General features: G+C 43.3%; 4 protein-coding genes. 2 read left to right on the top strand and 2 right to left on the bottom strand.

Annotated elements, in window-relative coordinates; translation table 11 throughout:
• Position 1: 1 nt before the first annotated feature.
• Together AC0L3W_RS15350 and AC0L3W_RS15345 are read right to left on the bottom strand one after the other, a co-directional pair.
• Positions 2–15,475 carry an Ig-like domain-containing protein gene (locus tag AC0L3W_RS15350; RefSeq protein WP_409440125.1) on the bottom strand — a complete coding sequence of 5,158 codons (15,474 nt, stop codon included), beginning with the start codon at positions 15,473–15,475 and terminating at the stop codon, positions 2–4.
• Positions 15,476–15,516: 41 nt separating this feature from the next.
• Positions 15,517–16,476: an OmpA family protein gene (locus tag AC0L3W_RS15345; RefSeq protein WP_409440126.1), complete on the bottom strand. Its 960-nt coding sequence runs from the start codon at positions 16,474–16,476 to the stop codon at positions 15,517–15,519.
• Between the two features lie 456 nt (positions 16,477–16,932).
• On the opposite strand from AC0L3W_RS15345, the gene AC0L3W_RS15340 reads away from it, so the two are divergent.
• Both AC0L3W_RS15340 and AC0L3W_RS15335 read left to right on the top strand, forming a co-directional pair.
• Entirely contained in the window at positions 16,933–17,901 is a 969-nt protein-coding gene (locus tag AC0L3W_RS15340) for an endonuclease/exonuclease/phosphatase family protein (protein WP_409440127.1), read from the top strand.
• Positions 17,902–18,094: 193 nt separating this feature from the next.
• A complete protein-coding gene (locus tag AC0L3W_RS15335; RefSeq protein WP_409440128.1) occupies positions 18,095–18,679 on the top strand; it encodes a YqaA family protein in 585 nt (194 codons plus the stop codon).
• The last annotated feature ends 160 nt before the right edge of the window (positions 18,680–18,839 follow it).

The raw sequence follows: 18,839 nt of genomic DNA, 5'->3' as shown, positions 1-18,839 counted from the left end.
ATTAAATAGTTGTCCCTATCTCTTCGTCAACATACAAGGTTGTAGTACCTAAGTGATACTCGTTATAAGCAACTCCATTCACTACCGAACTTCCGGCAAATGTAGCACCTTCCATATCAACAGAATCATTAGCATCACCATTAATGGTTAACGTATCTTCCTCATCCGTTAATGCTTTCACCGTTTCTTCAGTGAGTTTTAACACATTACCAGTTTCGCCTTCACTTAAGTCAATCGTTTCGATATTAGTGATAGCACCGATGTTGGCATCGCTCAAGTCTAAATCTAGTCCATCATCAAGCATTAAAGTATCACTACCTTCACCGCCATCAATACTTTCAAACTGACCACCTGAAATAGAGATTAAATCATCTCCATCACCACCACTGAAAGTATCGCTACCGCTACCATCGATAAGCATATCGTTACCAGCACCACCGATTAAATTATCATCACCAGATCCTCCACGGATAAGGTCATTACCACTGCCGCCTATCAATACGTCATTATCACCGTAACCATATAAACGAAGGCCGCTTGAACTATAGCCATAGTCCATTTCGTTTTGACCGCTATCACCTTCTTTAACCGTATCAATATCAAATAGGATATCGTTAAGAGCATCAGCACTTACGAGGTCACCTAATGAGCCACTACTACTTGCACCTTCTGAATCAGTTGCCGTGATCGTTAAGTTATTTAACACATCAGCTTGTACATTTAATTCAAGCGCTCCGCCTAATAGCCCTTCATTATCATAAAATTGAACTGTTGCTAGTAATTCATTAATTGATTGATTATCTATTGTGCCGCCATCTACTGCGGTAATAGTGAGCGTCGAAGAAGCTGTAACAAGCCCTAATAAACCAGAGTTATTACTGACTTCTATTTGTAGCCCTAACTCGGCAGCCATTTCGTTTGATGCAGCTAATGTTAGCTCTGTTAAGCTGACATCTAACAAGGCTTGGTAATTCACTTCCACACTAGTCAAGTTACCATCAATATCTATTGCAGTAAGGGCTTGGTTATCTAAGTTAATAATGTCTAACGCTTGGACTGCTACTAACCCTAATAAAGAAGTATTCGAAGCACACACGATTGGTGCAGTATTATCAACATTTGAAATAACCTCTGGAGCAGCACCCGAGCTTTCAAAATCAACGGTTGCTTGGGAAATATCACCATCACCATCAACTAAGTCAATATCGATAGTTGTAGTCCCACCTAGAACATCGTCTCCTAAGGCGAGGTCATCAACTAATAAATTGCCATTCGCAAGTAAGTTTTCAATAATATCTTGGTCAGTAGAAAGCCCTTCTGTGATATCTACTCCACTAAATATGATGCTTTGATCAATCTCTGCTGTTGTATAACCACCTTGGAAGTCACCATCTGCACTGATATAAAGTGTTGTATCTGTTCCATCAAATTCAAAGTGTAAGAAGTTAGATAAATTACCTGCACCTGAGGTACCTATTTTACCTTCGCCATTTAATAATTCAGCAAGGTCAATAATATCAGCACCACCCGCAACAGGTCCCATTTCAAAGTCGGTAATAGTATCAACACTAGCTACATCAACGGTTTCCCAACGGAACACATCATTTCCTGTACCGCCAGTTAAGGTATCATTACCTATTCCACCAATAAGGATATCGTTACCTGTTCCACCATCTAATATATCGTTACCAGCACCACCACGTAATAGATCTGCACCTTCGCCACCATTTAAAGTGTCATTGCCACCGTAACCATAAATACGTTCGCTGCCAGTTAAGCTTGTATTTGTATTTGCATTATCATCGCCTTCAAACAAGTAATCAGGACTATCACCTGTTGATAAAAGTCCAAGAGAAGCGAGGTCCGAGTTCGTAGAACTGACAGCATTGCCTTCTGAGTCAGTAGCTGTAATTGTTAAAGTAGGTAATACACCAAGTGAAACACCAACTTCCTTCCAATACACACTTCCAAGAAACTCATTCAATTGTTGATTAGTAATGGTTGAATCATCTAAAGATGTAATGATAATTGAGGCAGTAGTCCCAATTAAAAAGCCTAAATCATCTGTAACGATTTTCAGACCAAACTCTTTAGCCATATCAATTGAATACTTGAAACCAGCATAACCTAAGTTAACACTTATACTTTCAGTAGAGATAACAACCTGTGTTATATCATTATTAGCATCAATTGCAGAAAACGCTTGGCTCGAGCTGAAATCAATAAGATTCAAAGCATCAACGCCTACTAATCCTAATAAAGAATTATCTGCACCTAATGCGACTTCAGGGCTAGATTCAACGGTAGCTTCAACGTCTGCAACTCCTGTTGTGGTATAGCTGTATTCACCTGAGGCTAAATCAACGGTGATAGTTTCACCTTTAATAGTATCTATAGTTAATATTTGAGTGTCAGTATCATAGTCTGTTTCCTCAAAAGCATTCACAATATCAGAGCTACCATAAGTGGTAATTAAGTTACTGTCAGTATCGTAACTAAAGGTATATCCATCTATTGTGATAGTTGATACCTCAACGCCATCCGCACCAGCGTTAACCACAATATCGCCACTATATAAAGTATTAACCGTATCAACGACCTCCTGTTGATATGCGATTACACTAGCAATATCATCTATAACATTGACAACTAACTGCGCTGTTTCACCAATATTACCAACGAGATCTGTCGCCTCAACACCAAATGCGACAGTTAATTCATCACTTCCTTGGGCTATATGATCAAGTGGAGCAACTAAGTCGAAATTATAATTACCATCACTATCTAATGAGAGTATTGCTACATCACCAGAACTAGTGCTACCTGTTAATATCTGCGTATTTTGCGCACCTGTTGTTAAGGTCCAAGTAACGGCTTCTCCTTGTGATGTATAAACATCTGTAGGTGCTATTAATGTAAGGTTACTTAGCTCCTCAGAAATGGTTAAAGAACCTGAAACAGAAACTGTAGTCGCAAGATTTGATTCATCTATCGTTAATAATAGATCGTCTACAGTAGGCGCTGTTAAATCAATGGTAATTGTGCCGGTTGCAACGTCACTGCTGTTGTTCGCCGTATCCGTTGCCACCACACTTACTGCGATGTCACCCTCAGTCAGTGCTGCTAATTCGTTATCCGCTAACGTCCACGTGCCATTACCATTGTTCGTTGCTGTATATTCAATATCATTGACCGTCACCACAACCGCGGCCGTTGGATCATCAATCGTACCGGTGATCGCAGGAGTTGTATCGTTTGTAGTGATTGACGTCACCGCTACCGTTGGCGCTATTAAATCAACGGTAATTGTGCCAGTTGCAACGTCACTGCTGTTATTCGCCGTATCTGTTGCCACCACACTCACCGCAATTTCACCTTCGGTTAATGCGGCTAATTCATTATCAGCTAATGTCCACGTGCCATTACCATTGTTCGTTGCTGTATATTCAATATCATTGACCGTCACCACAACCGCGGCCGTTGGATCATCAATCGTACCGGTGATCGCAGGAGTTGTATCGTTTGTAGTGATTGACGTCACCGCTACCGTTGGTGCTGTTAAATCAACGGTAATTGTGCCAGTTGCAACGTCACTGCTGTTGTTCGCCGTATCTGTTGCCACCACACTCACCGCAATTTCACCTTCGGTTAATGCGACTAATTCATTATCCGCTAACGTCCACGTGCCATTACCATTGTTAGTGGCATCGTATTCAATACCATTCACGGTCACAACAACCGTAGCATCATTATCATTTACCGTGCCACTTAACGCAGGCGTTGTATCGTTTGTAGTGATTGACGTCACCGCGACTGTTGGCGCCGTTAAGTCTAAAGTGATGGTGCCGGTTGTAGCGTCACTGCTGTTGTTCGCCGTATCTGTTGCCACCACACTCACCGCAATTTCACCTTCGGTTAATGCGACTAATTCATTATCCGCTAACGTCCACGTGCCATTACCATTGTTAGTGGCATCGTATTCAATACCATTCACGGTCACAACAACCGTTGCATCATTATCATTTACTGTGCCACTTAACGCAGGCGTTGTATCGTTTGTAGTGATTGACGTCACCGCGACTGTTGGCGCCGTTAAGTCTAAAGTGATGGTGCCGGTTGCAGCGTCACTGCTGTTATTCGCCGTATCTGTTGCCACCACACTCACCGCAATTTCACCTTCGGTTAATGCCGCTAATTCATTATCCGCTAACGTCCACGTGCCGTTGCCATTATTAGTAGCATCGTATTCAATATCATTGACCGTCACTACAACCGTTGCATCATTATCATTTACTGTGCCGGTTAACGCAGGCGTTGTATCGTTTGTAGTGATTGACGTCACCGCGACTGTTGGCGCCGTTAAGTCTAAAGTGATGGTGCCGGTTGCAGCGTCACTGCTGTTATTCGCCGTATCCGTTGCCACCACACTCACCGCAATTTCACCTTCGGTTAATGCGACTAATTCATTATCCGCTAACGTCCACGTGCCATTACCATTGTTAGTGGCATCGAATTCAATGCCATTCACGGTCACAACAACCGTGGCATCATTATCATTTACCGTGCCACTTAACGCAGGCGTTGTATCGTTTGTAGTGATTGACGTCACCGCGACTGTTGGCGCCGTTAAGTCTAAAGTGATGGTGCCGGTTGCAGCGTCACTGCTGTTATTCGCCGTATCCGTTGCCACCACACTTACTGCGATGTCACCCTCAGTCAGTGCTGCTAATTCGTTATCCGCTAATGTCCACGTGCCATTAGTATTGTTGGTTGCTGTATATTCAATATCATTAACCGTCACTACAACCACTGCTATCGCATCGTCAACACTACCCGTTAACATCGGTGTGTTATCGGTAGTAATAATTGAATCGACGCTCACCACTGGTGCGGTGGTATCAATCTCAATGGTTGTTGTTGCACTGTCGCTATGGCCGGCCTCATCACTCGCAGACACACTCACTTCAACATCACCTTCGGTTAAGTCAGGTAAAGTATCGGCCGCTAAACTCCAGGTCCCATTTTCGTTATTCACTGCGGTATACTCAACCGCATTAACCGTCACAATCACGGTCGCAGTTGGGTCGTCAATACTGCCGCTTAACGCAGGTGACGTCTCGTTAGTCACTAACGCATCAATACTCACGTTTAAGCCAGTCGTATCCACTTCAACCGTGCCAGTGTTTGTCGCGCTATTATCCGCCGCATCTGAAGCAGTGACGGTAATAATGGTTTCACCATCATCCAGTGCAGGTAAGGTGTTATCCGCTAATGTCCACGTACCATTAGCATTGTTGGTTGCTGTATATTCTTCACCATCGACTGTGATAGTAACCACAACATCTGCCGTGGGATCATCAATCGTACCGGTGATCGCAGGAGTTTTATCATTGGTAATAATTGAATCGACGCTCACCACTGGTGCGGTGGTATCAATCTCAATGGTTGTCGTTGCGCTGTCGCTATGGCCGGCCTCATCACTCGCAGACACACTCACTTCAACCTCACCTTCCGTTAAGTCAGGTAAAGTATCGGCCGCTAAACTCCAGGTCCCATTTTCATTATTCACTGCGGTGTACTCAACCGCATTGACTGTCACAATCACGGTCGCTGTTGGGTCGTCAATGCTACCGCTTAACGCAGGTGACGTCTCGTTAGTCACTAACGCATCAATACTCACGTTTAAGCCAGTCGTATCCACTTCAACCGTGCCAGTGTTTGTCGCGCTATTACCTGCCGCATCTGAAGCAGTGACGGTAATAATGGTTTCACCATCATCCAGTGCAGGTAAAGTATTATCTGCTAATGTCCACGTACCATTAGCATTGTTGGTTGCTGTATATTCAATATCATTAACCGTCACCACAACCACTGCTATCGCATCGTCAACACTCCCCGTTAACATCGGTGTGTTATCGGTAGTAATAATTGAATCGACGCTGACCACTGGTGCGGTGGTATCAATCTCAATGGTTGTTGTTGCGCTATCGCTATGGCCGGCTTCATCACTCGCAGACACACTTACTTCAACCTCACCTTCGGTTAAGTCAGGTAAAGTATCAGCCGCTAAACTCCAGGTCCCATTTTCGTTATTCACTGCGGTGTACTCAACCGCATTGACTGTCACAATCACGGTGGCTGTTGGGTCGTCAATACTGCCGCTTAACGCAGGTGACGTCTCGTTAGTCACTAACGCATCAATACCCACGTTTAAGCCAGTCGTATCCACTTCAACCGTGCCAGTGTTTGTCGCGCTATTACCTGCCGCATCTGAAGCAGTGACAGTAATAATGGTTTCACCGTCATTCAGTGCAGGTAAGGTATTATCTGCTAATGTCCACGTACCATTAGCATTGTTGGTTGCTGTATATTCTTCACCATCGACTGTGATAGTAACCACAACATCTGCCGTGGGATCATCAATCGTACCGGTGATCGCAGGAGTTGTATCATTGGTAATAATTGAATCGACGCTCACCACTGGTGCGGTGGTATCAATTTCAATGGTTGTTGTTGCGCTGTCGCTATGGCCGGCCTCATCACTCGCAGACACACTTACTTCAACATCCCCTTCGGTTAAGTCAGGTAAAGTATCAGCCGCTAAACTCCAGGTCCCATTTTCGTTATTCACTGCGGTGTAATCAACCGCATTGACCGTCACAATCACGGTCGCAGTTGGGTCGTCAATACTGCCGCTTAACGCAGGTGACGTCTCGTTAGTCACTAACGCATCAATACTCACATTTAAGCCAGTCGTATCCACTTCGACCGTGCCGGTATTGGTTGCTGTATTACCTGCTGTATCAGTGGCCGTAGCCGTAATAACGATTTCACCATCATCCAGTGCAGGTAAGGTGTTATCCGCTAATGTCCACGTACCATTAGCATTGTTGGTTGCTGTATATTCAATATCATTGACCGTCACCACGACCGCGGCCGTTGGATCATCAATCGTACCGGTGATCGCAGGAGTTGTATCATTGGTAATAATTGAATCGACGCTGACCACTGGTGCGGTGGTATCAATTTCAATGGTTGTTGTTGCGCTGTCGCTATGGCCGGCCTCATCACTCGCAGACACACTTACTTCAACATCCCCTTCGGTTAAGTCAGGTAAAGTATCAGCCGCTAAACTCCAGGTCCCATTTTCGTTATTCACTGCGGTGTAATCAACCGCATTGACCGTCACAATCACGGTCGCAGTTGGGTCGTCAATACTGCCGCTTAACGCAGGTGACGTATCGTTAGTCACTAACGCATCAATACTCACATTTAAGCCAGTCGTATCCACTTCGACCGTGCCGGTATTGGTTGCTGTATTACCTGCTGTATCAGTGGCCGTAGCCGTAATAACGATTTCACCATCATCCAGTGCAGGTAAGGTGTTATCCGCTAATGTCCACGTACCATTAGCATTGTTGGTTGCTGTATATTCAATATCATTGACCGTCACCACGACCGCGGCCGTTGGATCATCAATCGTACCGGTGATCGCAGGAGTTGTATCATTGGTAATAATTGAATCGACGCTGACCACTGGTGCGGTGGTATCAATCTCAATGGTTGTTGTTGCGCTATCGCTATGGCCGGCTTCATCACTCGCAGACACACCTACTTCAACATCCCCTTCGGTTAAGTCAGGTAAAGTATCAGCCGCTAAACTCCAGGTCCCATTTTCGTTATTCACTGCGGTGTAATCAATCGCATTGACTGTCACAATCACGGTGGCTGTTGGGTCGTCAATACTGCCGCTTAACGCAGGTGACGTCTCGTTAGTCACTAACGCATCAATACTCACGTTTAAGCCAGTCGTATCCACTTCGACCGTGCCGGTATTGGTTGCTGTATTACCTGCTGTATCAGTGGCCGTAGCCGTAATAATGGTTTCACCATCATTCAGTGCAGGTAAGGTATTATCCGCTAATGTCCACGTACCATTAGCATTGTTGGTTGCTGTATATTCAATATCATTAACCATCACCACGACCACTGCAGTGCTGTCGTCAACACTCCCCGTTAACATCGGTGTGTTATCGGTAGTAATAATTGAATCGACGCTCACCACTGGTGCGGTGGTATCAATCTCAATGGTTGTTGTTGCGCTATCGCTATGGCCGGCTTCATCACTCGCAGATACACTCACTTCAACCTCACCTTCGGTTAAGTCAGGTAAAGTATCAGCCGCTAAACTCCAGGTTCCATTTTCGTTATTCACTGCGGTGTATTCAACCGCATTGACCGTCACAATCACAGTCGCAGTTGGGTCATCAATACTGCCGCTTAACGCAGGTGACGTCTCGTTAGTCACTAACGCATCAATACTCACGTTTAAGCCAGTCGTATCTACTTCAACCGTACCGGTGTTTGTCGCGCTATTACCTGCCGCATCTGAAGCAGTGACGGTAATAATGGTTTCACCATCATCCAGTGCAGGTAAAGTATTATCCGCTAATGTCCACGTACCATTAGCATTGTTGGTTGCTGTATATTCTTCACCATCGACTGTGATAGTAACCACAACATCTGCCGTGGGATCATCAATCGTACCGGTGATCGCAGGAGTTGTATCATTGGTAATAATTGAATCGACGCTGACCACTGGTGCAGTCGTATCAATCTCAATGGTTGTTGTTGCACTGTCGCTATGGCCAACCTCATCACTCGCAGACACACTCACTTCAACCTCACCTTCGGTTAAGTCAGGTAAAGTATCGGCCGCTAAACTCCAGGTTCCATTTTCGTTATTCACTGCGGTGTATTCAACCGCATTGACCGTCACAATCACAGTCGCAGTTGGGTCATCAATACTGCCGCTTAACGCAGGTGACGTCTCGTTAGTCACTAACGCATCAATACCCACGTTTAAGCCAGTCGTATCTACTTCAACCGTACCGGTGTTTGTCGCGCTATTACCTGCCGCATCTGAAGCGGTGACGGTAATAATGGTTTCACCATCATTCAGTGCAGGTAAAGTATTATCCGCTAATGTCCACGTACCATTAGCATTGTTGGTTGCTGTATATTCTTCACCATCGACTGTAATAGTAACCACAACATCTGCCGTGGGATCATCAATCGTGCCGGTGATCGCAGGAGTTGTATCATTGGTAATAATTGAATCGACGCTCACCACTGGTGCGGTGGTATCAATCTCAATGGTTGTTGTTGCGCTATCGCTATGGCCGGCTTCATCACTCGCAGATACACTCACTTCAACCTCACCTTCGGTTAAGTCAGGTAAAGTATCAGCTGCTAAACTCCAGGTTCCATTTTCATTATTCACTGCGGTGTATTCAACCGCATTGACCGTCACAATCACGATCGCAGTTGGGTCATCAATACTGCCGCTTAACGCAGGTGACGTCTCGTTAGTCACTAACGCATCAATACTCACGTTTAAGCCAGTCGTATCCACTTCGACCGTGCCGGTATTGGTTGCTGTATTACCTGCTGTATCAGTGGCCGTAGCCGTAATAATGGTTTCACCATCATTCAGTGCAGGTAAGGTATTATCCGCTAATGTCCACGTACCATTAGCATTGTTGGTTGCTGTATATTCAATATCATTAACCATCACCACGACCGCGGCCGTTGGATCATCAATCGTACCGGTGATCGCAGGAGTTGTATCATTGGTAATAATTGAATCGACGCTGACCACTGGTGCGGTGGTATCAATCTCAATGGTTGTTGTTGCGCTATCGCTATGGCCGGCTTCATCACTCGCAGACACACCTACTTCAACATCCCCTTCGGTTAAGTCAGGTAAAGTATCAGCCGCTAAACTCCAGGTCCCATTTTCGTTATTCACTGCGGTGTAATCAATCGCATTGACTGTCACAATCACGGTGGCTGTTGGGTCGTCAATACTGCCGCTTAACGCAGGTGACGTCTCGTTAGTCACTAACGCATCAATACTCACGTTTAAGCCAGTCGTATCCACTTCAACCGTACCGGTGTTTGTCGCGCTATTACCTGCCGCATCTGAAGCGGTGACGGTAATAATGGTTTCACCATCATCCAATGCAGGTAAGGTGTTATCCGCTAATGTCCACGTACCATTAGTATTGTTGGTTGCTGTATATTCAATGCCATTGACCGTCACCACGACCACTGCAGTGCTGTCGTCAACACTACCTGTTAACATCGGCGTGTTATCAGTAGTAATCGTTGAATCAACACTGACTACTGGGCTCGTAGTATCAATTTCTATTACTTTTATATTAGTATCACTATTTCCTGAATTATCTTCAGCAACAACAACAATCTCAATTTCTCCTTCTGCTAAGTCAGGTAAAGTATCAGCCGCTAAACTCCAGGTGTTATCACCGTTATTCACTGCGGTGTACTCAACCGCATTGACCGTCACAATCACAGTGGCTGTTGGGTCATCAATACTGCCGCTTAACGCAGGTGACGTCTCGTTAGTCACTAACGCATCAATACTCACGTTTAAGCCAGTCGTATCCACTTCAACCGTACCGGTATTGGTTGCTGTATTGCCTGCTGTATCAGTGGCAGTAGCCGTAATAACGATTTCACCATCATCCAATGCAGGTAAGGTGTTATCCGCTAATGTCCAAGTGCCATCAGTATTATTAGTCGCGTCATACTGAACACCATCAACTATAACTTCAATAGAAGCTGTAGGATCATTTACAGTCCCTGTTAATTCTGGAGTAGTATCATTGGTATTAATTGAATCGACGCTGACCACTGGTGCGGTGGTATCAATCTCAATGGTTGTTGTTGCACTGTCGCTATGGCCGGCCTCATCACTCGCAGATACACTTACTTCAACATCCCCTTCGGTTAAGTCAGGTAAAGTATCAGCCGCTAAACTCCAGGTTCCATTTTCGTTATTCACTGCGGTGTACTCAACCGCATTGACCGTCACAATCACAGTCGCAGTTGGGTCATCAATACTGCCGCTTAACGCAGGTGACGTCTCGTTAGTCACTAACGCATCAATACTCACGTTTAAGCCAGTCGTATCCACTTCAACCGTACCGGTATTGGTTGCTGTATTGCCTGCTGTATCAGTGGCAGTAGCCGTAATAACGATTTCACCATCATCCAGTGCAGGTAAAGTATTATCCGCTAATGTCCACGTACCATTAGCATTGTTGGTTGCTGTATATTCTTCACCATCGACTGTGATAGTAACCACAACATCTGCCGTGGGATCATCAATCGTACCGGTGATCGCAGGAGTTGTATCATTGGTGATAATTGAATCGACGCTCACCACTGGTGCGGTGGTATCAATCTCAATGGTTGTTGTTGCGCTATCGCTATGGCCGGCTTCATCACTCGCAGATACACTCACTTCAACCTCACCTTCGGTTAAGTCAGGTAAAGTATCAGCTGCTAAACTCCAGGTTCCATTTTCATTATTCACTGCGGTGTACTCAACCGCATTGACCGTCACAATCACGATCGCAGTTGGGTCATCAATACTGCCGCTTAACGCAGGTGACGTCTCGTTAGTCACTAACGCATCAATACTCACGTTTAAGCCAGTCGTATCTACTTCAACCGTACCGGTGTTTGTCGCGCTATTACCTGCCGCATCTGAAGCGGTGACGGTAATAATGGTTTCACCATCATTCAGTGCAGGTAAAGTATTATCCGCTAATGTCCACGTACCATTAGCATTGTTGGTTGCTGTATATTCAATATCATTGACCGTCACCACAACCGCGGCCGTTGGATCATCAATCGTACCGGTGATCGCAGGAGTTGTATCATTGGTAATAATTGAATCGACGCTCACCACTGGTGCGGTGGTATCAATCTCAATGGTTGTTGTTGCGCTGTCGCTATGGCCGGCTTCATCACTCGCAGACACACTTACTTCAACATCCCCTTCGGTTAAGTCAGGTAAAGTATCAGCTGCTAAACTCCAGGTCCCATTTTCATTATTCACTGCGGTGTACTCAACCGCATTGACCGTCACAATCACGGTCGCAGTTGGGTCGTCAATACTGCCGCTTAACGCAGGTGACGTTTCGTTAGCCACTAACGCATCAATACTCACATTTAAGCCAGTCGTATCCACTTCAACCGTGCCAGTGTTTGTCGCGCTATTACCTGCCGCATCTGAAGCAGTGACGGTAATAATGGTTTCACCATCATCCAGTGCAGGTAAAGTATTATCTGCTAATGTCCACGTACCATTAGCATTGTTGGTTGCTGTATATTCTTCACCATCGACTGTGATAGTAACCACAACATCTGCCGTGGGATCATCAATCGTACCGGTGATCGCAGGAGTTGTATCATTGGTGATAATTGAATCGACGCTCACCACTGGTGCGGTGGTATCAATCTCAATGGTTGTTGTTGCGCTGTCGCTATGGCCGGCTTCATCACTCGCAGACACACTTACTTCAACATCCCCTTCGGTTAAGTCAGGTAAAGTATCAGCTGCTAAACTCCAGGTTCCATTTTCATTATTCACTGCGGTGTACTCAACCGCATTGACCGTCACAATCACGATCGCAGTTGGGTCATCAATACTGCCGCTTAACGCAGGTGACGTCTCGTTAGTCACTAACGCATCAATACTCACATTTAAGCCAGTCGTATCTACTTCGACCGTGCCGGTATTGGTTGCTGTATTACCTGCTGTATCAGTGGCCGTAGCCGTAATAACGATTTCACCATCATCCAGTGCAGGTAAGGTGTTATCCGCTAATGTCCACGTACCATTAGCATTGTTGGTTGCTGTATATTCAATATCATTGACCGTCACCACGACCGCGGCCGTTGGATCATCAATCGTACCGGTGATCGCAGGAGTTGTATCATTGGTAATAATTGAATCGACGCTGACCACTGGTGCGGTGGTATCAATCTCAATGGTTGTTGTTGCGCTATCGCTATGGCCGGCTTCATCACTCGCAGACACACTTACTTCAACATCCCCTTCGGTTAAGTCAGGTAAAGTATCAGCCGCTAAACTCCAGGTTCCATTTTCGTTATTCACTGCGGTGTATTCAACCGCATTGACCGTCACAATCACAGTCGCAGTTGGGTCATCAATACTGCCGCTTAACGCAGGTGACGTCTCGTTAGTCACTAACGCATCAATACTCACGTTTAAGCCAGTCGTATCCACTTCGACCGTGCCGGTATTGGTTGCTGTATTACCTGCTGTATCAGTGGCCGTAGCCGTAATAATGGTTTCACCATCATTCAGTGCAGGTAAGGTATTATCCGCTAATGTCCACGTACCATTAGCATTGTTGGTTGCTGTATATTCAATATCATTAACCATCACCACGACCACTGCAGTGCTGTCGTCAACACTCCCCGTTAACATCGGTGTGTTATCGGTAGTAATAATTGAATCGACGCTCACCACTGGTGCGGTGGTATCAATCTCAATGGTTGTTGTTGCGCTATCGCTATGGCCGGCTTCATCACTCGCAGATACACTCACTTCAACCTCACCTTCGGTTAAGTCAGGTAAAGTATCAGCCGCTAAACTCCAGATCCCATTTTCGTTATTCACTGCGGTGTAATCAACCGCATTGACCGTCACAATCACGATCGCAGTTGGGTCGTCAATGCTACCGCTTAACGCAGGTGACGTCTCGTTAGTCACTAACGCATCAATACTCACGTTTAAGCCAGTCGTATCCACTTCGACCGTGCCGGTATTGGTTGCTGTATTGCCTGCAGTATCAGTGGCGGTAGCCGTAATAACGATTTCACCATCATCCAGTGCAGGTAAAGTATTATCCGCTAATGTCCACGTACCATTAGCATTGTTGGTTGCTGTATATTCAATATCATTGACCGTCACCACAACCGCGGCCGTTGGATCATCAATCGTACCGGTGATCGCAGGAGTTGTATCATTGGTAATAATTGAATCGACGCTCACCACTGGTGCGGTGGTATCAATCTCAATGGTTGTTGTTGAACTATCGCTATGGCCAACCTCATCACTCGCAGACACACTTACTTCAACATCCCCTTCGGTTAAGTCAGGTAAAGTATCAGCTGCTAAACTCCAGGTTCCATTTTCGTTATTCACTGCGGTGTACTCAACCGCATTGACCGTCACAATCACGATCGCAGTTGGGTCATCAATACTGCCGCTTAACGCAGGTGACGTCTCGTTAGTCACTAACGCATCAATACTCACGTTTAAGCCAGTCGTATCCACTTCAACCGTACCGGTATTGGTTGCTGTATTGCCTGCTGTATCAGTGGCAGTAGCCGTAATAACGATTTCACCATCATCCAATGCAGGTAAGGTGTTATCCGCTAATGTCCAAGTGCCATCAGTATTATTAGTCGCTTCATACTGAACACCATCAACTATAACTTCAATAGAAGCTGTAGGATCATTTACAGCCCCTGTTAATTCTGGAGTAGTATCATTGGTAATAATTGAATCGACGCTGACCACTGGTGCGGTGGTATCAATCTCAATGGTTGTTGTTGCGCTGTCGCTATGGCCTGCCTCATCACTCGCAGACACACTCACTTCAACTTCACCTTCTGCTAATTCAGAAAGAAGGTCACCATCTAAAGTCCAAGTCCCATCGCCATTATTTACCGCATCATAATCAACACCATTAAGTGTTACTACAATATCTGCTGTAGCATCATTAATAGAACCTGTTAGCGTTGGTAGGGTGTTATTGGTAACTAAACTATCTATTGTCACTTCTACAGGGATCATATCAACAATAATAGTGTCTGTTATAGTGTCGGCATTGCCTTGTTCATCAATCATAGTCACCGATAAAGTCGTCTCCCCTTCATCTAGAGGTTCAACGGTATTTTCATCTAATTGCCAAGTGCCATCACCATTATTAGTAGCGACATAGTCAATGCCTTCAATCGTTAATATAACTTCTGCATTAGGATCTTTTACTGACCCCTTAAACCCTGGACGTTTAGTATCTAAACTAAGCTGGCTTACTGTAATTGATGGGTCGGGCTCTGCTGAAGATTCATCACTGCTTGAAGATGCTACAGCAGTTGCAGCAACGGCAACTCCAGCAGTAGAAGCACCAACAGCAGCAACTGAAAGCCAAGGAACAGCATTAGATGCAACCTGCGTGTAACCAAGGCTTTGATAAGTACTAAAACCATCACTTAGATTCCATGACAAGGCATCTTCTAGGCCTGTCTGAGGGACATAATCATAATAAATCCCTGTTTCAGAAATCCCTGTTAAAGCAGGAGGCTGTGGGAGATCGTAATACCCTTCAATGATCGCATCAACAGGAGTATCTACCGTCGCAAACTCATCAAAACGTAGCTCTAGATCAGATCCATTTCTGGAAACTAACACTTGTTGAGGTGCTAATTGGGAATCAACCGCGCGTAACTCATAAGCTACTCCGTCTTGTGCTTTGAGGACAGTGGGACTTAGGCTATCATTGGTGACGATATTAGCTTCTAATTGACCTTCAGTACCCTGTGTTAAAATATTAATATCATTAAACATTTTGTCCTCCTAAAACCCTGTTAATAAAATTGAAACAGTGTTTATTTTGTTGCACTTAAAGTAGATTCATCTTGATAATTACCCCATAACTCAACACTCACACGTCTATCGGGTTGTAAGCAGTCAATTAATGATTTTTGAGATAATTGGCTTGAACATTCAGAATCTGTAATGGGTTGTCGGCTTCCATAGCCGATCGATTCGATTGGAGCTCTGACTTCTTCGGAAATCAAATAATTAACAACAGCCTGAGCTCTTTCTTCAGAAAGCCTTTGGTTGTAACCAGCCTCACCTAAGCGATCACTATGTCCACTCACCACTATGCGGGTAACAGAAATATCAGAACGATTTACTTGCTCTAATATGTGGCTCATATTCTTTTTTACTAACTGTTTATTTAAAGTCGCACTATCAAAAGCGAATAATGCATCAGCAGATAACTCAATATTTTTTAATTTCACATCTTGCTTGGGAGGAGTCGCTTCAACTATTGGAGGGTGACACGCTTCAACTTTTCGATTAACTAAAAATGTCCTATTTACAATTTTTCCAACGACTTTTTCAGCATCTTTTTTAGTTGTAATATTGGTAGCAATAGTCCCATCTTGATTCACAACAACCCCTAAATAAAGAGGTTGATCTTTTTCTATTTTAAAACTTCCATAATGAGTATTAGTGATCGTATCTTGAGCATGAAAGCCTTTCTCTCTTTTTTCAAAACGAAGTACTTCCTCACCAACACAAAAAGCCGAATAAAAATATAATTTATCCAATAACGCACCCAATAAGCGTGTTTCTGAATGAACTAAAACTGATTGTTTTTTATCAGAATCATCACTTTCAAAGTAGAATAAAACCTGAACTTTATCTAATTCATCGGAGTTAGTTGAAGCCTCAACGTCTTTAGTAGGACCAACCAGATAATGCTGGTCAGAAGTACAACCGACCAACAGAAATAAGCATAAAAAAAGATATATTAATGGCTTATTATTTTCCTTCATAGACATCCCTCACCAGTAAGAACTAACTCTAACAGAAACTTTATTTGATCTAAAATTCACAATCATTATACATAAAATGAATAATTAAATACAAAAACTACTCAAAAAGTATAGTTAACTTCACCAATTAGGATGGTTTTGTGATGTACAAAAGAGATCTAGTTTGCATTTTTAAAGATATATTTAAGATGGGAATTGATTTATATCATTGCGACAGCTGTTACTAATTAAAAAAATAGTAGCTATAAGTTATTTCCGTTCAGAGTCCCTTCAGGCTATGTAAGCCGAATTTCCCCCATAAAAAAACAAAAATTAAATAGCATATTTATCTATCTAATTATATGAATCTCTTGTATTTATCTTTGACTCTGTTTAACTATATAGAGCAAAGTTTAGATCACTTATTTAATGCAATTGTTATGAAAAGAAAGCCGACACCATCACTAGGAATTACAAATGTTCGAAATCACTATATTGCTAATAACAAGTATCATGATGTTTGTTACTTTCGCACCTTTTTCTCCCTCAAATCACTGGATATCAAGAGTTTGGGAATTTCCAAGAGTACAGATAGCAGTGATTACGCTTGTATTAATATTTGCTAGCAGTTTTATCGATTCGCCAGTCCTATGTTTAGCCTTACTTATCACCAACGCATTATTAACTAGCTATCAATTAATGTGGATCTTTCCTTATACAAGATTGTGTACTAAGCAAGTCCCTAAAAGCTCAGGAATTCAAGGCCAACCATCAATTAAAATAATGACCAGTAATGTGTTAATGCCAAACCGACAAGTAAACAAATTAATTGATCTCGTTAATCATCACCAACCAGACGTGCTAGTAACACTGGAAACAGACCTTTGGTGGGAGACTCAATTAGCATCAATTCACAAGGATTACCCTTATAGAGTAAATCACCCTCTCGATAACCTATATGGAATGCACCTCTACAGTAAATATGCTCTAGAGGATATCCAAGTATTAGAGCTAATTGAAAAAGATATTCCTTCTATTCATTGTTATTTAATTCTCAATGAAGACACTAAGATTAAGTGTCATTTTCTTCATCCAGCTCCACCTAGCCCTACTGAAAATGATACTTCTACACCTAGGGATAAAGAGTTGCTGGTAATAGCAAAACAGATAGCGAAAAAAACAGAAGCAACAATAGTGACCGGAGATTTAAATGACGTAGCTTGGTCACCAACCACCAAAGCATTTAGACAAATAAGCGGCTTAAAAGATCCAAGAATAGGCAGGGGAATGTTTAATACATTTCATGCTGACTACCCATTTTTACGTTGGCCATTAGATCATATCTTCCATAGCGAGCACTTCACTTTAAGTAAAATAGAGAGAATGCCTTCTGTTGGTTCTGATCACTTTCCGCTATTAAGCGAGCTTATCTACGATCCAAAGTAAAATAGTCCTGTCTGTAAAAATACAGTAGATCAAGTATTAACTCTGTAAAAATTACACTATAAACAATAGTTAATAGCTTATTTTCACTTAATTAATAACAACTTAGTCATTGGCATAAAACTTGATATAAACTTATAGATCTCTGAATTTAAGAGATAAGCTCAGTTATATTAATACCGACTAAGAGAGTCTTATGCCAACCAAGATTAATTTAAAACAAAGAACTCGCCAGTTTATCGATTCAAAACATATGCTTACTGGGATCACCATCGCTTCGTTTTTAGAATCAGTGATCGTCCCTATTCCACTAGAAGCAATCTTAGTTCCTTTAATGCAAGCTCGTAGAGAGAGATTATGGATTATCGCATTAATGGCAACAATCGGGTGTTTGATTGGCGCACTCTTTGGTTACACATTAGGCTATTATTTATTTGATGCCGTTGGAGACTGGGTAATCAATACGCTATCAACACCAGAGCAATTTGAAATGGTAAGGCAAAAAATGCAAGCCCAAGGTTTTTGGTTTGTTATGACCTTAGGTATTATTCCCATCCCTTTTCAAATTGCCATGCTCGCCGCTGGGGCAACTACATATTCACTGTTATTATTTTTAATGGCCGCCACCATTGCACGATCGATACGTTACTTTGGATTAGCAATCATAGTTTACTATGCAGGGAACCAGGCAGAGAAGTTGATTAAAAAGCACAAAACCAAAGCAATGATCTTTATCACTGTAACTATTTTAGCCATTTGGGCGATCAGCATATCGCTATAATATCGATACTTATTTAAAATGCTTTGAACTAAAACATCTTCATTTATTTACAATACATAGCGAGGAACATCTCTATCTCTGTTCACTTTCGCCAATTGCTGATGATGCTTACTAGAACACAATTAGTAAATACAACTAAATACTCACTTTTAAATAGTTA

Source organism: Psychromonas sp. KJ10-5, assembly GCF_055808325.1.
This window is presented reverse-complemented; position numbering and strand designations above follow the sequence as displayed.